The sequence below is a fragment of the Nocardia sp. CNY236 genome (assembly GCF_000482385.1).
Taxonomy (GTDB): Bacteria; Actinomycetota; Actinomycetes; order Mycobacteriales; family Mycobacteriaceae; genus Nocardia.
In genome coordinates, this window is record NZ_AXVD01000002.1 from 254,172 (window position 1) to 270,501 (window position 16,330).

Below are 16,330 nucleotides of genomic sequence, written 5' to 3' on the forward strand. Positions count from 1 at the left end.
GCAGGACCGGGCGCAGCGAGTCAGGGCCTCGGCGTGTCGGCCGTGCGGGTCCCGGAGGCGGCGGGTACATTCCGGCGCACCGACCGCCGACCAGACGGATCAGGCAGCCGCGCCGATATCGCCGATGGTCCGATGAACCTGCACTCGACCATCACCCAGTCCATAGGTCGCGCAAACGATCGCGCATTCGCCGGCTTCGATGCGCTGAGCCAGTGCAGTCGACCGGTCCATGAGTAGCCGGCTGGTCTCCTCTACGTGCCTGGCCGTCAGCTCGTCGACAGTGGACAACCCGTCCTGCCGTCCGGTCAGAATGGACGGCGTGACGCGCTCCACCACGCTTCGAATGAATCCGCCGGGGACCCCGCCACCGTCGAGCGCAGCGATGGTTGCCTTCACCGCACCGCAGCTCTCGTGTCCCAACACGACGACGAGCGGCGCTCGGAGCACCTGCACTCCGTATTCGATCGAACCGACCACCGAGTTGTCGACCACGTGTCCCGCGGTGCGCACCACGAAAATGTCGCCCAGGCCCTGGTCGAAGATCAACTCGGCAGCGGCGCGCGAGTCGCTGCAACCGAGCACGATCGCGTGCGGATGCTGGCCGCCGACCAGCGCGGCCCGGTCGGCTGCTCCCTGGCCAGGATGTAGCATCGCGCCGGCGACGAAGCGCTCGTTGCCATCTCGAAGGGATTTCCAGGCATTGATCGGATCCAAATCGGGCATATCGACCATTGTGCACAAAGGTTGCGTAACTGGCGAATATGACTGGTTACAAGTGAGCAACTTCGGACGTCGGTGACGGGGTGGAAACGGTGAGGACAGCGCAGGTCGAAGCACCGCGGCATATCGAGGTCAACGCTGTGGTGACGTGGTATCGCCAGGCCGCGCGCGATCTCCCCTGGCGCACCACCACGGTCACCCCTTGGCAAATATTGATGAGTGAAGTCATGCTGCAACAGACCCCGGTGGCGCGGGTCGAACCGGTCTGGCGTGAGTGGGTGGTGCGTTGGCCGGTGCCTTCGGCGATGGCCGCGTCCTCCCCCGCCGATGTACTTCGCGCCTGGGGCACGCTGGGCTATCCTCGCCGCGCATTGCGGCTACACGAGTGCGCCGGCGTACTGGCTGCCCGATACCACGACGAGGTGCCCGCCGAGGTGGACCTCCTGCTCGACCTGCCCGGCATCGGCGCTTACACCGCCCGCGCGATTGCCTGCTTCGCCTACGGCCAACGTGTTCCAGTGGTCGATACCAACGTCCGTCGCGTAGTTGCCAGGGCAGTCCACGGACGCGCCGCGGCGGGCAATCCGTCGGCGCGCGACCTCGTCGAAACCGAGGCCCTGCTGCCACGCCGGGTCGAACTGGCCACCGTCTTCTCTGCAGCTTTGATGGAACTCGGGGCCACCGTGTGCACCGCACGCACTCCCGACTGCACGCGCTGCCCACTCACGAGCTGCGCGTGGGTCGCCGCGGGCCGGCCGGCGTCCGATATCGTCCGCCGTGGCCAGAAGTACGACGGCACCGACCGCCAGGCTCGCGGGCGCCTACTCGAGGTGTTGCGGCTGGCCGGTGGGCCGGTAGAACGGATATGCCTGGACCTGGCGTGGACCCGTGACCCCGGTCAGCGTGACCGTGCGTTGGATTCGCTACTGACCGATGGCCTGGTCGAACAAACCGCGGCTGGACTGTTCGCGCTGGCAGGGGAAGGTGATCCGCCAGGGGAAGGTGATACCGCCCCTGAACGACACATTCCCGAACAGCGCTGAACCCGCGCGCAGGTGGCGACACTCGGACCCGGTCGAGGCGCTCAGTCGACGAGCACTCGTCGCAAGAAGCGCTCCACCTCGGTCCGGTAGCGCTCGGGCATTTCGTCGTGGACGAGGTGCCCCGCGCCTGGAACGAGGACATGCTCGGCGTCCGGGTGCGTGGCGGCCATCTGCCGCATCTGCCCCGGCGGGGTGATTCCATGCTCCGCCTCCAACAGCAGCACGGGCACCCGCACCGCGCGCCATTGCTGCCAGAAGTCGCGCAACCCCCATTCCTCGGAAATACCGCGGAAGGTCGCCACCGAGCCGTGCAGGCGATACCCGTCGACCTCGTACCGCAACGAGTTCAGGAAATACCGCCCGACCACCGGTCCGAAATACTCGAGCACCGCCTCGGCATCGGGGAACGGTTGTGGCCACAGCTCGATCATCGCGGCCCAGTCGGCGGCCGTGCGCCCGGTGAAATCGGGGGCGATGTCCTCGACCACCAACGCTCGGACCCGCTCCGGTCTCGTGGCCGCGAACATCCATCCGTGCAACGCACCCATCGAATGCCCGATCACCACCATCGGCTCGGTGATCGTCGCGATGCCCGCGGACAGATCTGCGACGAAGGCCTCGGTGGTCGGCTCCACAGGCGCCGGCCTGCCATGGCCCGCTGCGTCGAAGGTGTAGACGTGACCGAATCCGCGCAACCAATCCAGCTGGGCAGACCATGTGCGCGCACTGCCCATCAAGCCGTGCAGTAGCAAAATCGGGACGCCTGCTCCGCCTTCGTCATGCAACATCAGTTCGACAATACGAGATACTCGGGCGGATGTCGGGCGGCGAACGCTAGCGTGGGGGCATGGCTGTTGTGAAGATCAACGCAATCGAGGTTCCAGAAGGCGCCGGCCCCGAATTGGAGAAGCGGTTCGCCCATCGTGCGCATACCGTCGAGAATTCACCTGGTTTCCTCGGCTTCCAGCTCCTACGCCCGGTCGCCGGAGAGAACCGGTATTTCGTTGTCACCCAGTGGGACTCGGAGGATTCCTTCGCCGCGTGGCGGGATGGACCCGCGCGTGAAGCACATGCGGGCGAAGCGCGCAAGCCGGTCGCGACCGGCGCATCGCTACTGGAGTTCGAGGTCGTACTCGACGTCGCCGCGAAACCGGCGAGCTGACCCAGACGCCTGGTGTCCACGCGAACCGCCCGGCCGGCGGGCCCAACCGCAGCCGCCATGCCGGGCCTGTTGACGCCGGGCGTCTATAGATGTCACAGTTCGAGGGACAAATGCGAGGGTGATGCGGTAATTCCGGTGAAATTCCGGAGCGGTCGCGCCACTGTGTTCCATGCACCGAGTCCGGTGCCGGAAAGCCAGACACCGGCACCGTCGCGCCACCACCCGATGGGACGCGTATCCCGAGGAGGACTCGAATGGCTATCGCCTATTCACCCAGCAGGGCATCCGAATCGCCGCTATCCGGCGCCCTTGTCATAGCAAGTGCCGTCGTGCTCGCGTTGCTCACGCTCTACCTGGTCGGATTCGACCAGGGCGTGATTTCGCGCAGCGGGATGTTTCTCCACGAGCTGATGCACGACGGCCGCCATCTGTTGGGGCTTCCGTGCCACTGAGCGGCTCGCTGGCCACATTGCTCATGCGGGGCCTGCTGGCCGGTCTGGTCGCCGGGATCGTGGCCGCGACAGTCGGATACTTCATCGGCGAACCTCATTTGGATGCCGCGATAGCTCTCGAAGAGGCAGGCTCCGCATCCGAGCACGGCCACTCCGATCACGGCGAATCATCGGGTGGGCATTCCCATGGTGAGGGTGAAGCACTGGTAAGCCGCACCGGCCAGAAGTTCGGGCAGTTCCTAGCGCTCGGACTGGCGGGACTTGCCCTCGGTGCCTTGTACTCTTCGGTTGCACATGTCGTGCGGCGTTATACGTCGCTGCCCGGGCCACTGCTGGCAATGGTTCTGGGCGCTGCCGGCTGGGCGGCGATCGTGGCGGTGCCGTTCTTCAAGTATCCGGCCAATCCGCCGGCAGTGGGCAATCCGGATACCATGAACGAGCGGACGCTGCTGTGGCTGGCAACAGTATTGCTCGGGATCGCGGCCGTGGCTGCCGCGGTGGGGGCGTTTCGGGTCCTACGCGGTCGAATGTTGCCCACGCTCGGGTTGATCGGTGGCGTTGCCGCATTCGTTCTCGTGACGGCTGTCGGCTACATCGTCCTGCCGGGCGCCAACGAGGTGGGCACCGATTTCCCCGCTACGTTGCTGTGGCAGTTCCGAGTGGCATCGCTGGCCCAGACCGCGACGCTGTGGGCCTGCCTTGCGTTGGGCTTCGCGGCCCTCACCGAGTTCTCGGAACGAGCCCGCACGCCGGAAAATCGAGCGACCACATCGGTAGCCTGATCCGCGCCCGCCAGGCTGGTCGCCCCGTTCCCCGCGCTTCGAGTGCGCGGGGACGAGGCGGTGGTCAGTACGCAACGGCCGCCGTGTCGAGGGCGATGTGATCCACGCTCGCCAACGCCTTGCTCAATGGGCAACCCGCTTTCGCGGCGTGGGCCGCAGCCTGAAACGCATCGGCTCCGATACCGTGGACGCGACCACGGACCTTCAATGCGACCGCGGTGATCCGAAAACCACCCACCGGGTCCAGGCCGAGAGTTACGTCCGCGGTGATGTCCAGGCTATCCGGAACACCGCCTGCGTTGGCAATCTGCGCCGAGAGCGCCATCGCGTAGCACGACGAATGTGCGGCCGCAAGCAATTCCTCCGGACTGGTCGTACCATTCGCCGTGTCAGCGGAACGCTCGGGGAACGACACATCGTATTTCCCTATGCCTGAACTGGTCAGCTCGACCTGACCCGAGCCCTGGTGCAGGGTGCCGGTCCAAGCGGTGCGCGCGGTACGTGTGGGCATCACGGTCCTTTCGCTGATGAACGTCCGACAACTCGGCACGAAACTACCCTCGTCCGCCCATCGGCGGACCACCGGTCGGCCAATCCCAAAGCCCATGGGCAATGGTTTGGCCAATGCACCATCACGAGTAGTCACCCCCAACGGCAATCAAACAGTTATCTCCATGGGAGAGTCCGGCTTCACAACGACCAGAGGGTCTCGGTTCCACCGATTCGGTGGAACCGAGACCCTCTGGTCGAGTGAAATCTATTCGCCGCTGGCCGCCGACTCTGCCGAGCCTTCGGTGGCGCCGGTCAACACGACCTCCGGCTTCTCCTCGGCAGGGGCCTTGGTCAGTTTGGCCTTGCCGGTGAAGGTGAACTTGGCATCCTCGCCGGAGCCCTCGCCATCCCAGCCCTCCACATCCACGGAGATGGTCTGTCCGGGACCGATCTCGCCGAAGAGGATCTTCTCCGACAATTGGTCCTCGATCTCGCGCTGAATGGTGCGCCGCAGCGGACGAGCACCGAGTACGGGATCGAATCCACGCTTGGCCAGCAGGTTCTTCGCCGGCGCAGTGAGTTCGATCGCCATGTCCTTGTTCTTCAACTGAGTAGCTACGCGACCGATCATCAGGTCCACCATCTCGACGATCTGCTCGGTGGTGAGCTGGTGGAAAACGATCACGTCATCGATACGGTTGAGAAACTCCGGCCGGAAGTGCTTCTTCAGCTCGTCGTTGACCTTGAGCTTCATCCGCTCGTAGTTCGAACCCTCGGTGTTGGATTGCGAGAAGCCCAAGCCGACGGCCTTCGAGATGTCCGCAGTGCCGAGATTCGAGGTGAAGATCAGCACTGTGTTCTTGAAGTCCACCGTCCGGCCCTGGCCATCGGTCAAGCGACCATCCTCCAGGACCTGCAACAAGGTGTTGTAGATCTCCTGGTGTGCCTTCTCGATCTCATCGAACAACACCACGGAGAACGGCTTGCGACGCACTTTCTCGGTGAGCTGGCCGCCCTCTTCGTAGCCGACGTATCCCGGGGGCGCACCGAACAGCCGCGAGGCGGTGAACCGATCGTGGAACTCGCCCATATCGATCTGGATGAGCGCGTCGTCATCACCGAACAGGAAGTTCGCCAACGCTTTGGACAACTCGGTTTTACCCACACCGGACGGTCCGGCGAAGATGAACGAACCCGACGGACGCTTCGGGTCCTTCAGACCAGCCCGTGTGCGGCGGATCGCCTTGGAGACAGCCTTGACGGCATCCTCCTGGCCGATGATCCGCTTGTGCAGCTCTTCCTCCATACGGAGCAGCCGGGTGGTCTCCTCCTCGGTGAGCTTGAACACCGGAATGCCGGTCCAGTTCGCCAGCACCTCGGCGATCTGCTCGTCATCGACCTCGGCGACAACATCCAAATCGCCTGAGCGCCACTGCTTTTCGCGTTCAGCACGCTTGGCGACGAGCTGCTTTTCCTTGTCACGCAGCCGCGCAGCCTTCTCGAAATCCTGCGCGTCGATCGCCGATTCCTTCTCCCGACGTGCCTCGGCGATCTTGTCGTCGAACTCACGCAGGTCCGGCGGGGCGGTCATACGACGAATTCGCATCCGAGCGCCCGCCTCGTCGATCAAGTCGATCGCCTTGTCCGGCAGGAAGCGGTCGTTGATGTACCGGTCGGCCAGAGTGGCGGCAGCGACCAAAGCGCCGTCGGTGATGGAAACTCGATGGTGCGCCTCGTAGCGGTCGCGCAGACCCTTGAGAATATTGATGGTGTGCTCGACGGTGGGCTCACCCACCTGCACCGGCTGAAAGCGGCGCTCCAGAGCGGCATCCTTCTCGATGTACTTGCGGTACTCGTCGAGCGTGGTCGCACCGATGGTCTGCAGCTCACCGCGGGCCAGCTTGGGCTTGAGGATCGACGCCGCATCGATGGCTCCCTCGGCAGCGCCTGCGCCGACCAGGGTGTGTAGCTCGTCGATGAACAGAATGATGTCGCCGCGCGTGTTGATCTCCTTGAGCACCTTCTTCAGGCGCTCTTCGAAATCACCGCGGTAGCGACTGCCGGCGACCAGCGAACCCAGATCGAGGGTATAGAGCTGCTTGTCCTTCAGGGTCTCGGGCACCTCACCGTTGACGATGGCCTGCGCGAGACCCTCGACAACGGCGGTCTTACCGACGCCGGGCTCGCCGATCAGCACCGGGTTGTTCTTGGTGCGGCGACTGAGCACCTGCATGACACGCTCGATCTCCTTCGAGCGGCCGATGACCGGGTCGAGCTTGCCCTCGAGTGCAGCCTGGGTGAGGTTTCGGCCGAACTGGTCGAGTACCAGTGACGTGGACGGAGTACCCGCTTCGCCGCGCGAACCCGACTCGACCGGCTCCTTGCCCTGGTATCCGGACAACAATTGGATGACCTGTTGACGCACGCGGTTGAGATCGGCGCCGAGCTTCACCAACACCTGCGCAGCCACGCCCTCGCCCTCACGAATGAGGCCGAGCAGGATGTGCTCGGTGCCGATGTAGTTGTGGCCGAGCTGCAAGGCCTCACGCAGGCTCAGCTCCAACACCTTCTTGGCCCGCGGTGTGAACGGAATGTGACCGGAGGGAGCCTGCTGCCCCTGGCCGATGATCTCCTCCACCTGGCTGCGCACGCCCTCCAGCGAAATACCGAGCGATTCCAGCGACTTGGCTGCGACGCCCTCGCCTTCGTGGATCAGCCCCAGCAGGATGTGCTCGGTGCCGATGTAGTTGTGGTTGAGCATCCTGGCCTCCTCTTGGGCCAGGACAACGACACGCCTCGCGCGGTCGGTGAACCTCTCGAACATCGCTCCCTCACTCTCCTGCTCCGACATTCTGGCAACAGACGCCGCAGTGCGTTGTGTACAACCGTGGGCGTCAGCCTGCCATGAAGCCCGGGGGGTTGCGGCCCCCTCCTCCACTGTAGTTGGCGGGGGATGCTGCCGTCCGCCCGTCCACCCTATTGGCGACAGCCGACGGCACCGTCATTCACTCATAACGTGAGCGATGCGGGATTCGTTTCCGACCAGGTTTTGCCCTCAGCGAACGGATGGCCGGACGGTCGCGGGACAGCGATCGGTTCAGGACGACCGCGTGGGTCAGGACGGCCTCCCGGTGAATGGAGCGATATAACTGCACGGCACCGGGCGAGGGTGCGCTGGATCGAGTGCATTGAGCGCGAAGGCCGCCGCCCGGGGACTGCCCACAAGACCCGCATGCTCGCTGTAATCCGTCGGGCAACCGTCTTGAACCACGATGTTGGTGACGCCGACACCGTCCACCAACCCCGCGGTGTACGGGACCACCAATTCATCCCGAGCCGTCACGATATTCGTGTATGCGACGTCCGGGTGATAGACGCCATCCGCATTGAGCGCCATGACGAAATCCGAGTTCGGCGAGAATTGCACGCAAGATCGGCACAGTGCCTCGATGCCAGCGTCGTATGCCTCCCGCACACCCAGGAGCCCGAGGTACTCACGGACCTCCTCCAACCCGGCGTCGGTGCCCAGCCACGGAGGCGCCAATGCGACCAACTTGTCCACTTTTGCCGCTCCACCGAGCCGCTTGACGTAGTAATTTCCGATGAAGTTGCCCTGAGAGTGGCCGACGATATCGACCCGAGCGGCGCCGGTCGCGGCGAGCACCTGGTCGACGAATGCCGCGAGCTGCCCGGCGCTCTGCTCGATCGGAAGCATCCCACCAATGGCCGAACCGGGCCAGGGTATGTCGTAGTTTCCGAAGGTATCCGCATAGACGCAGTAGCCGTTGTTGACCAACAACGGCACGTAGACGCCCCAATTGGTCTGCTTTCCACCGCCGGTGCCGTGGGTGAGGACCACCGGGTTCGGATGTGCGGCGCCAGGTCGGCAGTTCCAGTCGTTGGCGCCGGGCAACGACCCGCCCGGATGCGCTATCTCGGCCAGAGTTCCGACAGAGAAGTCGTATTCGACTGGATATTGCTGGGCATGTGCGGCGCCGGACATGGCACCGGAAACGGCGACAAGCATTACGACGAGCAGAGACCAGCATCGAATACGGGGCACGGCAACCTCCACATTTGAAACCTGTTCTAGAACGATACCGCACCATCCAGGCACCGACTGCGCTCCAGCGAACTAGGAGCAAATGCCTCCGGTCTGGTGAGAACCCGACCGGATTTCGAGCTGACGCCTCCGTACCGTTGCGGCTGTCGGGGTAGCTCGACCCGACAAAAGGACGAAGGCCTACAAGTCCCGGTCGGAAATCAACCCGCTCTGCATGGCCAGTCCGGCCAGGCGAACCCGTTTCTGGTTCTGTGGCAGATCCTCCACTCCGAACTTGGCGAACAACGTACGCAGATGAGTCTTGATCGCGTCGACACTGAGGAACAACTCCTCGGCGATCTGCTGGTTGGACGCCGGAGTGGCGAAACCCGCCCCATGCTTGTAAGGCCGGCACAACGCGACCAATACCGAGCGTTGCGTCGCGGTGAGCGAACGTGCCGTGGGAATCGAAGCGAGAGACGTCCGCGTCACGTCATCGGTCACACTCCCGAATTCGTGGAAAGAAACCCGGGACGTACCCACCCGGATGATGTCGCCCGCCATCAGTCTGTGCCTACCGGCAAGGCGATCGCCGTTGACGAAGGTGCCGTTGCGGGACAGACCGTCATCGATGATGGTCCAGTGTGCCCCGAGATATTCGATCGCCGCGTGCAGCCGAGAGACCTCTGCGTCCCACCTCAGGGCGAGATCCGCATGCGAAGAACGCCCGATCGTGACGCGGCCACGCTCCGGTGCGAGCACGAACTCCTGCTGCCGACCTGCGTCATCGGTAAAGCGTAAAAACGATCCGACGAATCCTGGCACTGCCCCGATACCTCTCAACCTCTCCATGCCGCCAGTGACTGTCGCACGTTTCCATGGTGCCGCGTCCGGGTATCCCCGGGCAAGATCGCTGTCGCCCGTGTTCGAAGCTCTATCACAAAACAACACCGCCGTCCCGGCGTCACACGACTCGCCAGGACGGCGGACGACAATTGAACTATCCCTTCGCGGCCTTGTTGTACGCATCGGTGATGTCGGCAGAGATACGACCCCTCGCGGACACCTTGTGCCCATTCCGACGCGCCCATTCGCGAATTGCCGCACTTTGTTCCCGGTCGATGGTGACCCGACTCTTGGGAGCACCGGATGCAGCCGAGGAAGCTTTGACCCGACGCCTACCACTGACTCGACGCGCATTCGAAACCCACTCGTCCAAACCATCGCGAAGCTTCGCTGCATTTGCCGACGACAAGTCGATCTCGTATGACACACCGTCGATCGCGAACTCAATGGTCTCGTCCGCTATGGACTCACCGTCGACATCGTCGATCAGGCTAACGGTGACCTTCTTTGCCATGAGATGAACGTCCTCTCGAAATCGTGCGACCCGTATACTGGGCCGATTACCCGAGATAAGAATACCCCGAATTCCGGAAACTCCAACACGGAGTCGCTTCTTTGCAGTACTGGTCACCTAGTGACCGGACGCACAATTGGGAACAGTATCGTTTCTCGGATTCCCAATCCCGTCAGAGCCATCAACAAGCGATCGATTCCCATACCGGTTCCAGTGGTGGGCGGCATGCCATGCTCCATCGCGGCCAGGAAGTCCTCGTCCAGCACCATCGCCTCGGCATCGCCTTGCGCGGCCAACCGCGCCTGGGCAGCGAACCGTTCGCGCTGGACCACCGGATCGATCAATTCCGAATAGCCCGTTGCCAACTCGAAGCCGCGCACATAGAGATCCCACTTCTCCGTGACACCCGACAGCGTGCGATGCTGCCTCGTCAGCGGAGACGTCTCGACCGGGAAGTTGCGCACAAAAGTTGGCGCGTACAGCTTGTCGCCATACTGGTGTTCCCATAGTTCCTCGACGATTTTTCCGTGACCATAGCCCTTGTCTTGCGGAATTTCCAGCCCGACCCGATCGGCAAGCGCACGCAATTCGGCGATCGATGTTTCCGGGGTGACCGCGACACCCAGCGCATCCGACAGCGAAGGGTACATCTCGACAGTCGCCCACTCGCCACGCAGATCGTATTCGGTGCCGTCGGCCAGAGTCACCACCTGGGTACCGAACACCTCCTGGGCAACTTCTTGCACCAATTCGCGGATCATCACCGCCGAGTCGTCGTAGGTCCCATACGCCTGGTACGTCTCCAGCATCGCGAACTCGGGCGAATGCGTGGAGTCCGCACCTTCGTTGCGAAAGTTCCGATTGATCTCGAAAACCCGTTCCAAGCCACCGACTACACAGCGCTTCAAGTAGAGTTCGGGCGCAATGCGCAGGTAGAGGTCCATTTCCAGGGCATTCGAGTGCGTAACGAACGGTCGGGCCGCGGCCCCGCCGTGCAGCGTCTGCAACATCGGGGTCTCTACCTCGAGGAACTGCCTACGCTCGAGCGCCGCGCGTAGGGCACGCACCACAGCGACCCGAGTACGCGCCATTTCCCGGGCCTCCGGGCGCACGATCAGATCCACATAACGCTGCCTTACCCGTGATTCCTCGTTCATCTCCTTGTGCGCCACGGGCAGTGGGCGCAGCGCCTTCGCCGCCATCAGCCAGGAGTCGGCCATGACACTCAACTCCCCGGTCCGCGAGGCGATGACTTCCCCATGCACGAAAACGAAGTCACCAAGATCGACATCGGCCTTCCAGGAGGCCAGCGCATCCGCGCCGACGCCGTTGAGTCCGACCATCGCCTGCAGCTTGGTTCCGTCGCCGTCCTGAAGCATGGCAAAACACAACTTGCCGGTATTGCGCATAAAAATCACACGGCCCGCAACGCCGACCTCATGGCCGGTCGTAGCGTCCGCGGGCAAGTCCGGATATGCGGCCCGAATTTCTGCCAGGCTATGCGTGCGCGGGACGGCGACCGGATAGGCTTCACCGCCCGCCGAGAGTAGTCGCCGACGCTTGTCTCGCCGAATCCGTATCTGCTCTGGCGCGCCGTCGGTGTCGGACCCTATGGCAGGGCTCGAATCCGATGTCGACACGCTCGATGATGCAGAGTTCGGAGTGCTCACGTCGCACAACACTAGCGTGCACCAAAAATCGTTTTGCGGCCCGCCCGGACTTTGGCCCGCAGTAACGAAACGGTCTCGGTTCGGTTGAGCTTTCGGATACGGCCGGACTGCGGGTGCGAAGACCGAAAAATAGCGTGCGTGCATAGATTGAGGTCGAAAACAGCTGCAGAGTGCGGTATTTCGAGACAGAAAGCGACCGGAGAATTACAGAGAGGCAAGCGCGGCGACCTCACGCGCGAAGTGGGCCGCGCCGACAGCGACGTGCTGCATCCGGGTCGCCTTCAATGCCCGATAGCCGCCGACGAGGTCGGTTGCCCGGCGCAATCCGAGTCGTTGTAGCGCTGCAACGGCCGAACTCGAGACATAGCCCTCGGAGCAGACGATGATCCACTCCACATCATGATCGGTCGCCAGGGCCAACCGAGCCGAACTCGACGGGTCCAACCGCCATTCCAGCGCATTGCGCTCGATTACCAAAGCACCGGGTAGGGTCCCCTCCCGCCCACGCTGTGCCTGCGGCCGGATATCCACCAGAATGGCGCCCCTAGCCACCGCGTCGGGCAGTTCGCCGGCGTATACGCGGTTCAGGTGGGTCTGCGTGTTCGCCGACCTTCGGGCGATGGTCGAGTGGTTCATCACCGATCACCCTGGAGTTCATCGGTAAGGACAGTTCGGGTGCGCCGCAGAGTGCCCTGAACGGTCACCTCGTAATACGACATGGCAGTGAGCGGCGGAGAATACGCGTGCACACTGAGCGTCCGAACGGCGGGCGCGGTGAAATCGGTATCGCCGACCGCACCGGTGGGCATGCACGTGACGTCGTGTACCCAACCGATCGGGAATCCTGCTCGATCACCCTCGCTCAGGGTGCGGCGCTGTAGTTCGGTTCCGTTCCAGCGGTATTCGGACAGTGCACCACTGAGCACGGTGAGCGCACCGAGGGATCCAGCATGGTCGTGGAGCGCGGTCGAGGCGCCTGGCGCCCAGTTGATCAACCACACGTCGACCTCGTCTTCGACCGACAGTCTGATCGCCCAACGCGTATCGGCCGACCGATCGCCGCGTACAGAATCGTAGAAGTCGGCCGATATTCCTTCGGAGTAGACGTCGGTCAAACACACCAGATCGGCCAGACGCCACCGGGTGGGCGAGACGAGTCCAGATGGCCGGTCCAACGGCACGGTGGACGCAGAGGCACCGAATAGCGGGAATACAGGACGTTGCGAAGAACGCATGAGCGAATCTCCAGGAGGTTGTGTCGGTCGAGGTCAGATGGTCGGCCTCGATCGGTCGAGGCCGGTCAGCCTCGACAACACTCCTGCGCACTCATGAAGAACACCAACGCATCGTATCAGGATGCTGTGCAGTTTCTACACGTGGCCGTTTCATCACGCCGTGTACGGCACGTCACCTGCGGCGCTGGTTGCGCTCGAAGACCAACCGCAGCCCAGTCAGCGTGAGATAGGGATCATGGTTGTCGATGGTCTCGGACTCCGGGATGATCAGCGGAGCGGTCGCGCCGGTCGCCACCACGGCGACGTCGTCACCGGCGAATGCCGCCAACTCGTCGCGAATCCGATCGATCAGCCCATCGACCAACCCCGCGAAACCGAACACCGCCCCCGACTGCAGACACTCCATGCTGTTCTTCCCCAGCACGGAACGCGGTTTGGTCAACTCGGCACGCCGCAATGCACTGCGCTCCACCAACGCTTCCATGGAGACTTCCACGCCTGGGGCGATGACTCCGCCGAGAAACTCCCCTTTCTCGGAAACCAGATCCACACAGATCGCCGTACCGAAGTCGACGACAATCGCCGGGGACGAATACCGTTGATGGACCGCGAGGCAGTTGACGATTCGGTCCGCGCCTACTTCCTTCGGGTTGTCGACCAACAGTGGAATCCCGGTACGCACGCCGGGTTCCACCAATACGTGTGGTACATGCCCCCAGTACTGGCGGAACATTCCGCGCAGTTCCCGCAGCACCGGAGGGACCGTCGAGAGCGCGCAGACGCCGATCACTTCGTCCAACTGCGCACCGACCAGCCCACGTACCTGCATCGCGAATTCATCGGCGGTCAACAGCGAGTTGGTATGCATCCGCCAGTGCCGCACCAGTGTCGCATGGGCCCCGCTGCCGGAGAAGAGCCCGAGTTCGATACTGGTGGTTCGGACATCGATGGCCAACAACATGTCTCGGTCGCCGGTTCTCAGACGACCGACAGGCTGCGCGGCGAGGTCAGACCCGAGCCCTCTGGGGCATGCGCGGGGTCCGAACCCAGCTCCACCGGACGGTTTCGCTGGTCCACGAACACGACCTTGGGGTCGTACTCGGTCAACTCCTGCTCGTCGAGCTGACCGTAGGCGATCACGATGACCAGATCCCCGGGATGGACCAGGTGCGCCGCGGCCCCGTTGATCCCGATCACTCCGGACCCCCGCTCGCCGGCGATGACATAGGTCTCGAGCCGGGCCCCATTGTCGATGTCCACAATGCAGACCTGCTCGCCTTCCAATAGGTCGGCGGCATCGAGCAGATCCTGGTCCACCGTCACCGAGCCGACATAGTGCAGATCGGCGTGTGTCACGGTCGCCCGGTGGATCTTCGACTTCATCATTGTGCGCAGCAAGGCATCGCCCTTTCTAGTTCACGGGTGGGAGCAGAGCGGGCTCGGACGCCGCTCGAGCGGAGTTCGCAACAAGCCGCGAACCAGAGACCGGCCGACTGTCGGTCGGAGCATCGAGAACGACGGCGACATTGTCGATCAGCCGGGTGTCCCCTACCCTTGCCGCAATCAGTAGTCGGGCATTCCCTGTTGCGGGCGCGGGACCCAACGTGGCCGAGCGCAACTCCAGATAGTCGAGTTCGATACCGCTCGCAGCATCGAGTACTTGCCGAGCCGCCGCGAGCACCGCGGCCGCACCCGATCCCCCGGCGTACATGCCCGCCATCAATGCCGCCGACAGCGCGAGCGCCGACTCGCGCTGTGCCGCGTCGAGATAACGGTTGCGTGAGGACAGGGCCAATCCATCGGGCTCACGTACCGTCGCGACCGGGGTGATCTTCACATCGAAGTTCAAGTCACCGACCAGCTGTCGGATCAGCGTGAGTTGCTGATAGTCCTTTTCACCGAAGAACGCCTCGGTCGGGCGGGCGATTTGGAGCAGTTTGGCAACCACAGTGAGCATGCCTGCGAAATGAGCTGGGCGACTGGCGCCCTCCAGTTCGACGCCGAGTGGACCGGGAAGCACCGTGGTGCGCGAGCCGTTCGGGTACATGTCGGACACGCTCGGCGCGAACACCAACTCGACTCCCTCGGCGCGGAGCAGCTCGATGTCGGAGTCCAGGCTTCGGGGATAACTGTCGAGGTCCTCGCCCGCGCCGAACTGCAGAGGGTTGACGAAAATCGATACGATGACAACCTGATTGGTCCGTTTGGCCCGACGCACGAGCGCACGATGGCCCTCGTGCAGCGCACCCATGGTCGGAACCAGAGCGACAGTACGACCGACACCTCGCAGGGCACTGGAAACGGCGGCAAGAGCTGCGGGATCGTGGTGCACGGTCAGCTTCCCGGGCGCGTAGGCGCCCGGTTTCGGTTCGAACATCAATGTCCTTCCAGCAACTCGAAGATCGCGGGGGCGGCATCCGCCCGTTCGGCAGTGCGCAGCGAGAGCGCACGATATCCCTCGGCCAGCCGCGAATCCACTGCGGCCATAGCCGATAGATGCGCAGCCACTGCGTCCGCGTCGCCGCGGGCTACTGGGCCGGTCAGGGCCGACTGGCCGCGACGCAATGCGTTGTCCAGCGCGGCCGAAGCCAAAGGAGCGAGCAAGCGCTCGGCCAGCCCCCCCGGTTGATCGTCGATTTCCTGTTGACCGAGCAGTCCGGGACCGTCCAACGCCACACGTAGCGCGGCCAACGCGTCGACCACCACCGTCAGCAGGTGATTGCTGCCATGTGCGAGCGCAGCGTGATACAGCATGCGACTGTCCTCGGGCACCCTGACCGGTTCCCCACCCATTTCGATCACCAACGACTGTGCGATCGCGTAGCCGACTTCGTCGGCGGCGGTGATGCCGAAACATGCGTTGGCCAAACGGCGCAGGTCTTCGTCGTGGCCGGTGAAGGTCATAGCCGGATGGATGGCCAGTGCAACGGCGCCGACCTCGGCGAGGGGAGCGAGCACACCGACACCGTTCGCTCCCGACGTGTGCGCCACGATCGTGCGCGGTCGCACGACACGCGCACGGGCCAAACCTTGGACCAGGCCGGCGAGCTCGGCATCGGGAACGGCCAGTAGCAACAGCTCACTGCGAGCAGCGACCTCTTCGATCGACAGGATCTCCGAATCCGGCAGTCGCGTCCGAGCGCGACGCACCGAGACATCGGAAATCGCGCACACGCCGAACACCACATGTCCGGCTCGCTCCAGTGCTGCGCCCAGCGCAGAGCCCACGCGTCCTGCCGAGACGATTCCCACCGTCAAACGCGCAGGGGCCATGTCGCGACCCGCGGTCACGGCATCGAAATCAACCCTTCTCGAGGTCACCGTTGTCCTCTCGATGTCGTTCCAGTCCCGCTCTGCGGGTACCGGACGGTA

At 63.6% G+C, this 16,330-nt stretch carries 18 protein-coding genes and 1 riboswitch; of the genes, 4 read left to right on the forward strand and 14 right to left on the reverse strand.

The genetic code is table 11. The annotated features are described in order from the left end of the window. Positions 1-99 precede the first annotated feature (99 nt). The gene (locus K940_RS0103050; RefSeq protein WP_028476312.1) at positions 100-723 is read right to left on the reverse strand and encodes a carbonic anhydrase; all 624 of its coding nucleotides are present in this window, start codon (positions 721-723) and stop codon (positions 100-102) included. An 89-nt stretch (positions 724-812) separates the two neighbouring features. Here K940_RS0103050 and K940_RS26740 point away from each other — a divergent pair, with 89 nt between their 5' ends. Continuing rightward, positions 813-1,763, forward strand: coding sequence for an A/G-specific adenine glycosylase (locus K940_RS26740; protein ID WP_304412479.1), 951 nt, complete (start codon positions 813-815; stop codon positions 1,761-1,763). A gap of 41 nt (positions 1,764-1,804) precedes the next feature. Here K940_RS26740 and K940_RS0103060 read toward each other — a convergent pair whose 3' ends face one another. Then, positions 1,805-2,551, reverse strand: coding sequence for an alpha/beta fold hydrolase (locus tag K940_RS0103060; RefSeq protein ID WP_028476313.1), 747 nt, complete (start codon positions 2,549-2,551; stop codon positions 1,805-1,807). A gap of 59 nt (positions 2,552-2,610) precedes the next feature. On the opposite strand from K940_RS0103060, the gene mhuD reads away from it, so the two are divergent. From mhuD to K940_RS0103075, 3 genes are all read left to right on the forward strand, one after another. After that, positions 2,611-2,925 (forward strand): mycobilin-forming heme oxygenase MhuD, encoded by a 315-nt coding sequence (mhuD, locus tag K940_RS0103065; RefSeq protein WP_028476314.1) that lies wholly within the window; start codon positions 2,611-2,613, stop codon positions 2,923-2,925. Between the two features lie 72 nt (positions 2,926-2,997). Next, positions 2,998-3,150: riboswitch (cobalamin riboswitch) on the forward strand. Between the two features lie 29 nt (positions 3,151-3,179). Beyond that, entirely contained in the window at positions 3,180-3,377 is a 198-nt protein-coding gene (locus tag K940_RS0103070) for a CbtB domain-containing protein (protein ID WP_028476315.1), read from the forward strand. Beyond that, entirely contained in the window at positions 3,368-4,159 is a 792-nt protein-coding gene (locus K940_RS0103075) for a CbtA family protein (RefSeq protein ID WP_028476316.1), read from the forward strand. Before K940_RS0103070 ends, K940_RS0103075 begins: the two co-directional genes overlap by 10 nt. A 64-nt stretch (positions 4,160-4,223) precedes the next feature. Here the strand turns inward: K940_RS0103075 and K940_RS0103080 are convergent, their stop codons facing one another. The 12 genes from K940_RS0103080 to K940_RS0103135 form a co-directional block, all read right to left on the reverse strand. Beyond that, the gene (locus tag K940_RS0103080; protein ID WP_028476317.1) at positions 4,224-4,670 is read right to left on the reverse strand and encodes an OsmC family peroxiredoxin; all 447 of its coding nucleotides are present in this window, start codon (positions 4,668-4,670) and stop codon (positions 4,224-4,226) included. Positions 4,671-4,916: 246 nt separating this feature from the next. Further along, positions 4,917-7,475: an ATP-dependent Clp protease ATP-binding subunit gene (locus K940_RS0103085; protein ID WP_028476318.1), complete on the reverse strand. Its 2,559-nt coding sequence runs from the start codon at positions 7,473-7,475 to the stop codon at positions 4,917-4,919. A gap of 291 nt (positions 7,476-7,766) precedes the next feature. After that, the gene (locus K940_RS0103090) at positions 7,767-8,678 is read right to left on the reverse strand and encodes a triacylglycerol lipase (protein ID WP_081706109.1); all 912 of its coding nucleotides are present in this window, start codon (positions 8,676-8,678) and stop codon (positions 7,767-7,769) included. A gap of 216 nt (positions 8,679-8,894) precedes the next feature. Next, the gene (locus tag K940_RS0103095; protein WP_036527311.1) at positions 8,895-9,545 is read right to left on the reverse strand and encodes an FHA domain-containing protein; all 651 of its coding nucleotides are present in this window, start codon (positions 9,543-9,545) and stop codon (positions 8,895-8,897) included. A 148-nt stretch (positions 9,546-9,693) separates the two neighbouring features. Continuing rightward, positions 9,694-10,053, reverse strand: coding sequence for an Lsr2 family protein (locus K940_RS0103100; protein ID WP_028476321.1), 360 nt, complete (start codon positions 10,051-10,053; stop codon positions 9,694-9,696). 113 nt (positions 10,054-10,166) lie between these two features. After that, a complete protein-coding gene (lysS, locus tag K940_RS0103105; protein ID WP_028476322.1) occupies positions 10,167-11,666 on the reverse strand; it encodes a lysine--tRNA ligase in 1,500 nt (499 codons plus the stop codon). Between the two features lie 261 nt (positions 11,667-11,927). Next, entirely contained in the window at positions 11,928-12,359 is a 432-nt protein-coding gene (locus tag K940_RS0103110; RefSeq protein ID WP_036527312.1) for a rhodanese-like domain-containing protein, read from the reverse strand. Further along, positions 12,359-12,958: a cysteine dioxygenase family protein gene (locus K940_RS0103115; protein ID WP_051406816.1), complete on the reverse strand. Its 600-nt coding sequence runs from the start codon at positions 12,956-12,958 to the stop codon at positions 12,359-12,361. The genes K940_RS0103110 and K940_RS0103115 overlap by 1 nt, the downstream gene beginning before the upstream one ends. A gap of 172 nt (positions 12,959-13,130) precedes the next feature. After that, positions 13,131-13,919, reverse strand: coding sequence for a type III pantothenate kinase (locus tag K940_RS0103120; RefSeq protein WP_028476325.1), 789 nt, complete (start codon positions 13,917-13,919; stop codon positions 13,131-13,133). Between the two features lie 17 nt (positions 13,920-13,936). Then, positions 13,937-14,356 carry an aspartate 1-decarboxylase gene (gene panD, locus K940_RS0103125; protein ID WP_028476326.1) on the reverse strand — a complete coding sequence of 140 codons (420 nt, stop codon included), beginning with the start codon at positions 14,354-14,356 and terminating at the stop codon, positions 13,937-13,939. A gap of 13 nt (positions 14,357-14,369) precedes the next feature. Further along, positions 14,370-15,335: a pantoate--beta-alanine ligase gene (panC, locus tag K940_RS0103130; protein WP_028476327.1), complete on the reverse strand. Its 966-nt coding sequence runs from the start codon at positions 15,333-15,335 to the stop codon at positions 14,370-14,372. Further along, positions 15,335-16,231, reverse strand: a complete 897-nt coding sequence (locus tag K940_RS0103135; protein WP_028476328.1) for a Rossmann-like and DUF2520 domain-containing protein — start codon at positions 16,229-16,231, stop codon at positions 15,335-15,337. Before K940_RS0103135 ends, panC begins: the two co-directional genes overlap by 1 nt. Between the last annotated feature and the right edge of the window lie 99 nt (positions 16,232-16,330).

Excerpts from the sequence above, each read along its gene's own strand:
- K940_RS0103080 (WP_028476317.1), bottom strand. The coding sequence starts at position 4,670 with ATGCCCACACGTACCGCGCGCACCGCTTGGACCGGCACCCTGCACCAG.
- K940_RS0103100 (WP_028476321.1), bottom strand. The coding sequence starts at position 10,053 with ATGGCAAAGAAGGTCACCGTTAGCCTGATCGACGATGTCGACGGTGAG.
- K940_RS0103050 (WP_028476312.1), bottom strand. The coding sequence starts at position 723 with ATGCCCGATTTGGATCCGATCAATGCCTGGAAATCCCTTCGAGATGGC.
- K940_RS0103110 (WP_036527312.1), bottom strand. The coding sequence starts at position 12,359 with ATGAACCACTCGACCATCGCCCGAAGGTCGGCGAACACGCAGACCCAC.
- panC (WP_028476327.1), bottom strand. The coding sequence starts at position 15,335 with ATGTTCGAACCGAAACCGGGCGCCTACGCGCCCGGGAAGCTGACCGTG.
- K940_RS0103070 (WP_028476315.1), top strand. The coding sequence starts at position 3,180 with ATGGCTATCGCCTATTCACCCAGCAGGGCATCCGAATCGCCGCTATCC.
- K940_RS0103060 (WP_028476313.1), bottom strand. The coding sequence starts at position 2,551 with ATGTTGCATGACGAAGGCGGAGCAGGCGTCCCGATTTTGCTACTGCAC.
- K940_RS0103120 (WP_028476325.1), bottom strand. The coding sequence starts at position 13,919 with ATGTTGTTGGCCATCGATGTCCGAACCACCAGTATCGAACTCGGGCTC.
- K940_RS0103095 (WP_036527311.1), bottom strand. The coding sequence starts at position 9,545 with ATGGAGAGGTTGAGAGGTATCGGGGCAGTGCCAGGATTCGTCGGATCG.
- K940_RS0103115 (WP_051406816.1), bottom strand. The coding sequence starts at position 12,958 with ATGCGTTCTTCGCAACGTCCTGTATTCCCGCTATTCGGTGCCTCTGCG.
- K940_RS0103135 (WP_028476328.1), bottom strand. The coding sequence starts at position 16,231 with ATGGCCCCTGCGCGTTTGACGGTGGGAATCGTCTCGGCAGGACGCGTG.
- K940_RS0103090 (WP_081706109.1), bottom strand. The coding sequence starts at position 8,678 with ATGCTTGTCGCCGTTTCCGGTGCCATGTCCGGCGCCGCACATGCCCAG.
- mhuD (WP_028476314.1), top strand. The coding sequence starts at position 2,611 with ATGGCTGTTGTGAAGATCAACGCAATCGAGGTTCCAGAAGGCGCCGGC.
- K940_RS0103085 (WP_028476318.1), bottom strand. The coding sequence starts at position 7,475 with ATGTTCGAGAGGTTCACCGACCGCGCGAGGCGTGTCGTTGTCCTGGCC.